This window comes from Agrobacterium salinitolerans (assembly GCF_027498475.1).
GTDB classification, from domain to species: Bacteria; Pseudomonadota; Alphaproteobacteria; order Rhizobiales; family Rhizobiaceae; genus Agrobacterium; species Agrobacterium salinitolerans.
Genome location: NZ_JAPZLN010000004.1, coordinates 553,372 through 560,342, shown reverse-complemented (window position 1 = coordinate 560,342; position 6,971 = coordinate 553,372). Strand labels below are relative to the sequence as shown.

Here is a 6,971-nt window from a genome sequence, read left to right as displayed (position 1 = left end):
AAGGATCGAACGCATCATGGCGGACCAGCCTAAATCATAAGCTCCGCGGCCTTCGCCGGATGGATACATTGGACTCCATAGACCCCCCAGTCTGCCTAGTGATCGCATTCCATACGGCGTGCCAAGTTCGGTCATCGGCTATTTGTGACTGAGCATGTCGTGACAGTTCTTTGGTTGGTACCCACGTCCCACTGACAAAGCTCCCCCATATGAAGCGATCTTGCGATAAGCTGGTCGAAACACGGCTTAGGAAAGAGTGGAAGATCGAACTGTTGTGCGACGCACCATCATAAATTAAACTCGCGTTACGAACAAAATCCTCTGTTTTTATTGCGTATTCAATCTTTGGTTCACCAGACACCGCGCCCCGATGCCTTTCGACGTGATCGATTTTAAGTTGGCCCTTAATTTCTTTCAGATGAATCGAAAGGAAATTTAGGATGATCGATTTGCCCGCATTGTTCGCACCAATAAAAAAATTGAACTGGGTGAATGGCGCGAGATATTGAACTTCCGCACCGATGCCTCGATAAAACTGCAACGACAGGCCACTTAAAAATATCGACAACTTCCTTGCCCCAAACATCGAACCCTGAGTTGTGGGGCTAGTCGATTATTCCGTAATAGTAAATGAAAAAATTATGCAAATGGAACAACGCTCTTCGGGGTTAAATACGCTCAGCAGTCCATTCAGGACACTAGAAAATTACATTGCATCATGCGGCCACCGCAAGCTGCACTGCTAATGTGGCAACCGCACGGCCTCCACGCACACACGCGCTTGATCAATAAGAGGACCAGCAGAATAAACCCCAAACGTCATACCTTGCCTCTTGTGGCCCACTACAGCTGCGATAAGCGTTTCCGGCTGCCCTGCTCTCTCCGCCTCGGTGATGAACCAGCGGCGGAACGAGTGGAAGTTTATAAGAGAGCGCCTACGGCCCTCCAATTCCTCACGAACGCCAATCGAACGAGCATAGGCTGTAAACTGGTTCGAGGTTTTAAATGATCGCTCCCGTTTGCTATCTGTATTTTTCGGTCCGGGCCACTCGGGGAAGAATGGATCATCAGGAGCCTTACCTTGTGTTCGACGCTCTACGATTTCAGCAAGATCGGAATGGATAGGACATAAACGTTCTGCCTTCTCCTTCTTTTGAGGCTTGAAGACAAACACGCCATTATCTCGACAGTCTTTAACTCGGAGACATACAATTGGGTCCAAGCGACAACCCGTTAAAGCTGCTATTCGCATTAGATCATGCATCGCCTGAGACGTTTCCCCGGAGAGAAGCTTGACCATTTCGTCCTTCGTGAAGGGACGCTCCCTCTCACCGTGGGCGATTGATGGCACTGCCAAAGCCAGACCCCGCCAGACATCGAGAGACACTTCTTCTCTCTTCTCCAGCCATTGCCAGTACCTCGATAAGCGGTTGATGTACTTGTTCAACGTCACGGGAGACAGCTTCGGCTCTAGCGACCGCAAATCATCAACAAAACGAACCGCGAGCTTTTTTGAGGGAAACGATTGGAGGAACGGCTCGACCTCCTTCTCAGCACACCAGCGCTTCAAAAGCTTTATAGCCCGCTCATCATCTCCCTTAGTGCGGGGCTTAACGGTCAGTTGGGCCATGTATTGTGAATGGAAATGGTCGATGAGTGTTGCGTTCCCTGACACCATCTTCGTGAATTGCTGCGCCCGCTTGACCTTTGATGGCTCAAAAACAGGCTCTTCTTCACCCGTTACCGGGTCCACCTCAACACCTACAGGCTTCCCGAGCATAGCATCGATTGTGATAGCTATGCCCGCATCAATCTCATCAACTTCTCGGTCAGTTTCAGCCTTGGCATGCTGGCGGCGAAATTCCTCTGCGATTGCCCGCAGATCGGGGCGACCATCTCTTCCCGCTGTATCAGCAATCCTTGCCCGCATTTCATTCACTATCGGCCACTTGAGCTGATTAGCGATGGTCAAACTGTCTGTGTTGAGTGGGTGCTTCAACCGCGTCGGTAGCGACCCATGGAGCGATTTCGGGACAGCCATGGTAACCCTCCATTTGCCCCGATGTTGCTCCAGATACTGCCGGTCATTTGCTGCCGATTTTGCCATAAACGTGCCCTGCGTACCCCAGTACGTACCCCATTGACGTACCACTATGGCTTTGTTATACAGCGACAAAATTGATTTTCAACGGATAATTTGGATGGCTCGTTCTAACCCGCTTAGCTCCACCAAATCTCCAAGACGAAAATATCTCGCATTCAGCTAACCAGTTTATCGTTGTGCGGCACCGCCTGAAGCAATCGTTATTGCAACAACGCCCGCACATTCTGGCCGTTGATCCGGCACTCCACAGACCGGGGCGCACTGCCCTGCTCACCCACCGTCCGACATTCGAGATATCTGCCGTGCAGACGGTTCTGCAGCGCCTTGAAGGCATTGAGGCCGCAGGCGTAACGGCGACCGTCGGGGCCGGTGCAGACGCGGTCACGTTCGACCTCCTCCACACCAGCGAGTTGGAATTCCTGGCCGTTGAAGGCGAAGCGGCTGCTGGAGATGACGCGCAGGCGCTGGTCCGCACGCATTTTCAGCGGATAAAGATCGGGAGGCGGCGGAATGCGCTCGTAATTTTGGCTACGAGGATCGACCCGCACCGGCGAGGTCGTCCATAACAGTTCCGTATTGGCCGCAAGGCCCGCTGGCGCCGACGTCGCCTCACCATTGATAAGCGAGGCGATGCGGATGCCGGCTATGCCGAGGCCAATGGCCAAGACGATCTGAAACAGCAAAATTGCGATCTGCCGGACCATTCCACCGCAACATCAAAACGATGAACGAATTAAAATCGATCAGCCGCCGCCTCGCGAGGAGGTTCGCCGCTTATCACATCAATAAAACCTTGCTGGCACTGACATCCCGCACTGTGCCCATGGCCATAATCGGGATCCGATCGCCATCCAGGATCACTCTTCCCGTTGTCCGCAGCCAGCGGAAACCGCCGGATTTAAGCATAATGCGGTATTCCTGATCATAAAACACGCCGTTTGTCAGCGAATTATAAACCGCCTTGGCGACACGCTCCCGCGAGCCGCTTTCGATCTGCGCGATGAAATCTTCGACCGGGATGCCGCAGGCGGCATCTTCCGGCGAAAATTCGCGCAGGCGGGCGGCCACGGCATCCAGGTAAACCAGATTTTGCCCGACATTCCAGGTGTAGTAACCCACAAGTGTCTCTTCGAGAGATATGTTTTTCAGCATCGGCCTTCTACAGTCTGAAATGCTCGTGCGGCTCTGTACCATATCAGACGACGGACGACTAACTACAAGAACTCATCTTTTTGTCTGATGGCGTCCCGTTTTCAGTAAGGCTACTTATCGACAGCCCTTTTCGGCCGTCATGTTGGCGCAGCAACCTTCTTGTGCCAAAGAAGATTGATCTTGCGCCAACGACCAGAGGAGCCGCCGTGACCATCGGCCTTGCCCATGCCGAACTCATCGCCGTCGTCACCGCCATCACCACGGATGAGCCGCGAGTCATGACCGTTCGGGAAGGTGCAGCGCTTCCGTCGGGACCGTTCGAATTCGGGCACAGAACCCTCCAGAGCGGACTGCGGGAATGGATCCACGAACAGACCCATCACCCCGTGGGCTACCTCGAGCAGCTCTATACTTTCGCCGATCGCGACCGCAATAACGACATTTTAGGCGGCAGAACCATCTCCATCGGTTATCTCGGGCTGGTTCGCGAACAGGAAGCCTCCGACGGCAAACGCCCGCTCTGGCACGGCTGGTACGAATATTTCCCCTGGGAGGATCACCGTCAGGGACGCCCGGACGTTCTGGAAAGCATCATCGACAGGCTGCGCGCCTGGGCGGATTCCGATCCCGCCGCGAAAAACCAGCGCCATTTGCGGGCCGACTTTACCTTCGGTCTCGATGGCGGCGGCTGGAACGAGGAATTGACCCTGCAACGTTATGAGCTGCTTTATGAGGCCGGGCTGGTGGAGGAAGCGCAGGGCGAACCGCGGATCAATTTCGGCAGGCCGATGTTTGCCGATCACCGCCGTATCCTTGCGACCGGCATCGCCCGTCTGCGGGCCAAGATCAAATATCGCCCCGTGGTGTTCGAACTGATGGCCGACGCCTTCACGCTCCTCCAGCTGCAGCGCGCCGTCGAGGCGCTGGCCGGCCTGACGCTGCACAAACAGAATTTCCGCCGGCTGATCGAACAGCAGCAACTGGTGGAAGAAACCGGTGAGATAGCGACCGAAACCGGCGGCCGCCCGGCAAAGCTCTTCCGCTTCCGCCAGACCGTTCTCGATGAACGCGCCCTTTCCGGAACGAAACTGCCACTCTCCCGCAATTGACATATGCTCACAATGAGAATATGTCTTTGCTCTAGATATACTCAATAAGAGTATAAATGGGAGAGCACCGTGAACGAGCAGATTTCCGCCGCCAGCCTTTATGATCGCGTCGCCCGCGTCATCCCCAAGGCCGAATGGATGGGCTTTCAGGACGATGTGGAGGCGATCCTGGCGCTAAAGCGCCAGCGCAACGCCGTCATCCTCGCCCATAATTACCAGACACCGGAAATCTTCCACGGCGTCGCCGATATCGTCGGGGACAGCCTCGCCCTTGCCCGCAAGGCAATGGAGGTGGAAGCCGATGTCATAGTTCTGGCCGGCGTGCATTTCATGGCCGAGACGGCAAAGCTGCTCAATCCGGAAAAAACCGTGCTCATTCCGGATATGGCAGCCGGCTGCTCGCTCGCCGATTCCATCACGCCCGAAGACATCGCACTTCTGCGCAAGGCCTATCCCGGCGTTCCCGTCGTCACCTATGTAAACACATCAGCGGCGGTGAAGGCTGCTTCGGATATCTGCTGCACTTCGGGCAATGCCCGCCAGGTGGTGGAATCGCTCGGCGTGCCGCGCGTGCTGATGTTGCCGGATGAATATCTGGCGAAGAACGTGGCCAAGGAAACCAATGTCGAGCTGATCGCCTGGCGCGGCCATTGCGAGGTGCACGAGCTTTTCACCGCCGATGACATCAGGGAATTGAGAGAGAGCCATCCCGGCGTCGTGGTGCTGGCGCATCCGGAATGTCCGCCCGATGTCGTCGAGGCTGCGGATTTTTCCGGCTCCACCGCCGTCATGTCGGATTATGTCGGCCGCGAGCGCCCCGCCCGCGTGGTGCTTCTGACGGAATGCTCGATGAGCGACAATGTCGCTGTGCATCACCCCGATGTCGAATTTATCCGCCCCTGCAATCTCTGCCCGCATATGAAGCGCATCACGCTTGGCAATATCCGCGCGGCCCTTGAGGAAAACCGCCACGAAGTGACGGTCGATCCGGCCATCGCTGTCGCCGCCCGCCGCGCCGTGGAAAGGATGTTGGAAGTATGAGCGCATTTTCGCCGCAGCGGGACTGGACAGTCATCGTCGGCAGCGGCATTGCGGGCCTGATGGCGGCGCTAACGCTTGCGCCGCAGCCCGTGCTGCTTCTGACACGCGGCGCGCTCGGCGGCGAGACCTCCAGCGCCTGGGCTCAGGGCGGCATCGCGGCAAGTCTCGGCCCTGATGACCGCGCGACCCTGCATCTTGCCGATACGCTCGCTGCGGGCGATGGCCTTTGCGATGAATATCTGGCCGTTGAGATTATATCCGCGGCCCCCGCCGTCATCGATGCACTGGAGGGGGCGGGCGTCAGGTTCGACCGCGACGCCTCAGGCAACTATGTCTTCGGGCTGGAAGCCGCCCATAGCCGGCGGCGCATTCTCCATGCAGAAGGCGACGGGTCGGGTGCGACGATCGTCAGGGCGCTTGCAGCCGCCGTTCTTCGCACGCCGTCCATCACCATGCTGGAAGGCACGGAAGTGCGCCGCCTGCTGACCGAGGACGGCGTCATCGCCGGTCTCGCCTGCATTGGGCCAAAGGGCTGCTTCACTTTACCGGCTACACAGGTCGTTCTCGCCACCGGAGGCCTCGGCGGGCTTTATGAGGCGACGACCAATCCCTCCGGCAACTTCGGGCAGGGCATCATGCTCGCCGCCCGCGCCGGCGCCATCCTCGCCGACATGGAATTCGTGCAATTCCACCCAACCGCGCTTTCCTCGCCCAGACGGCCGCTGGCGCTGGTGAGCGAGGCGGTGCGGGGCGAAGGCGCGCTGCTTCTCAACGAAAACGGCGAACGTTTCATGGCGGGAGTTCCGGGTGCGGAACTTGCCTCGCGCGATATTGTCGCCCGCGCCATCGACCGCGAAATATTGCGTGGCGGCAGGGTGTTTCTCGATGCCCGCAAGGCGCTCGGCTCCGGTTTTGCCAGCCGTTTCCCCTCCATCGACCTGCTCTGCCGCGAAGCCGGGATAGACCCCGCCCGTGAGCTCGTTCCGGTGCGCCCGGCGGTGCATTACCATATGGGTGGCGTCGCCACCGATGGCAAAGGCCGAAGCTCGGTGCCGGGTCTTTGGGTTGCCGGCGAAACCGCCTGCACGGGGCTGCATGGCGCAAACAGGCTTGCCAGCAATTCCCTGCTGGAAGCGGCCGCCATGGGCATGCACGCGGCAGAAGATATTGCTGGCAGGCGCACTTATGCTGGAAAAAAGCCAGCTGAAATCGCAACACTCCCCGCACCTGACTTCCCGGCAGTCGACCTCTCTTCCGTGCGGCCCATCGTTTCCCGCCATCTCGGCATCGTAAGACAGGCGGAAGGGCTGACGGGCGCAATCCGCGATCTTCTCCCACTGACCGAGCGGAACGGCCCGGCATCCGATCCCGCCCTTGTTGCCCTTGCCATCGCCGTCTTCGCGGCGCTGCGCACGGAATCGCGCGGCGCACATTTCCGCGATGATTTTCCCGAAAAGGATGCGACGACCACTAGGCGCAGACTGAGCCTCAGCGACGTCCTCGCCATCGCCCACGAATTTTCCTCCTCCAGCCATTCTTCGGCCAGCCTTGCACGGAGCGCCTGA

6 protein-coding genes are annotated in these 6,971 nt (G+C 57.8%); 3 read left to right on the top strand and 3 right to left on the bottom strand.

What is annotated here, in order from left to right; genetic code table 11:
- Positions 1-742 precede the first annotated feature (742 nt).
- The 3 genes from O9X91_RS17770 to O9X91_RS17760 form a co-directional block, all read right to left on the bottom strand.
- A complete protein-coding gene (locus O9X91_RS17770) occupies positions 743-2,041 on the bottom strand; it encodes a tyrosine-type recombinase/integrase (protein WP_269833282.1) in 1,299 nt (432 codons plus the stop codon).
- 263 nt (positions 2,042-2,304) lie between these two features.
- Entirely contained in the window at positions 2,305-2,808 is a 504-nt protein-coding gene (locus O9X91_RS17765) for a thermonuclease family protein (RefSeq protein WP_142913428.1), read from the bottom strand.
- 73 nt (positions 2,809-2,881) lie between these two features.
- Positions 2,882-3,256, bottom strand: coding sequence for a PAS domain-containing protein (locus O9X91_RS17760; protein ID WP_077984811.1), 375 nt, complete (start codon positions 3,254-3,256; stop codon positions 2,882-2,884).
- Positions 3,257-3,462: 206 nt separating this feature from the next.
- Here O9X91_RS17760 and O9X91_RS17755 point away from each other — a divergent pair, with 206 nt between their 5' ends.
- From O9X91_RS17755 to O9X91_RS17745, 3 genes are all read left to right on the top strand, one after another.
- A complete protein-coding gene (locus tag O9X91_RS17755; RefSeq protein ID WP_142913427.1) occupies positions 3,463-4,365 on the top strand; it encodes an NUDIX hydrolase in 903 nt (300 codons plus the stop codon).
- A 69-nt stretch (positions 4,366-4,434) separates the two neighbouring features.
- Complete coding sequence (gene nadA / locus O9X91_RS17750) at positions 4,435-5,406, top strand: quinolinate synthase NadA (protein ID WP_077984810.1); 972 nt, start codon at positions 4,435-4,437, stop codon at positions 5,404-5,406.
- Entirely contained in the window at positions 5,403-6,971 is a 1,569-nt protein-coding gene (locus O9X91_RS17745; protein WP_142913426.1) for an L-aspartate oxidase, read from the top strand. The genes nadA and O9X91_RS17745 overlap by 4 nt, the downstream gene beginning before the upstream one ends.

Bases quoted from the DNA above. Each gene is read 5' to 3' on its own strand.
- O9X91_RS17770 (WP_269833282.1), bottom strand. From the start codon at position 2,041: ATGGCTGTCCCGAAATCGCTCCATGGGTCGCTACCGACGCGGTTGAAG.
- O9X91_RS17765 (WP_142913428.1), bottom strand. From the start codon at position 2,808: ATGGTCCGGCAGATCGCAATTTTGCTGTTTCAGATCGTCTTGGCCATT.
- O9X91_RS17745 (WP_142913426.1), top strand. From the start codon at position 5,403: ATGAGCGCATTTTCGCCGCAGCGGGACTGGACAGTCATCGTCGGCAGC.
- O9X91_RS17760 (WP_077984811.1), bottom strand. From the start codon at position 3,256: ATGCTGAAAAACATATCTCTCGAAGAGACACTTGTGGGTTACTACACC.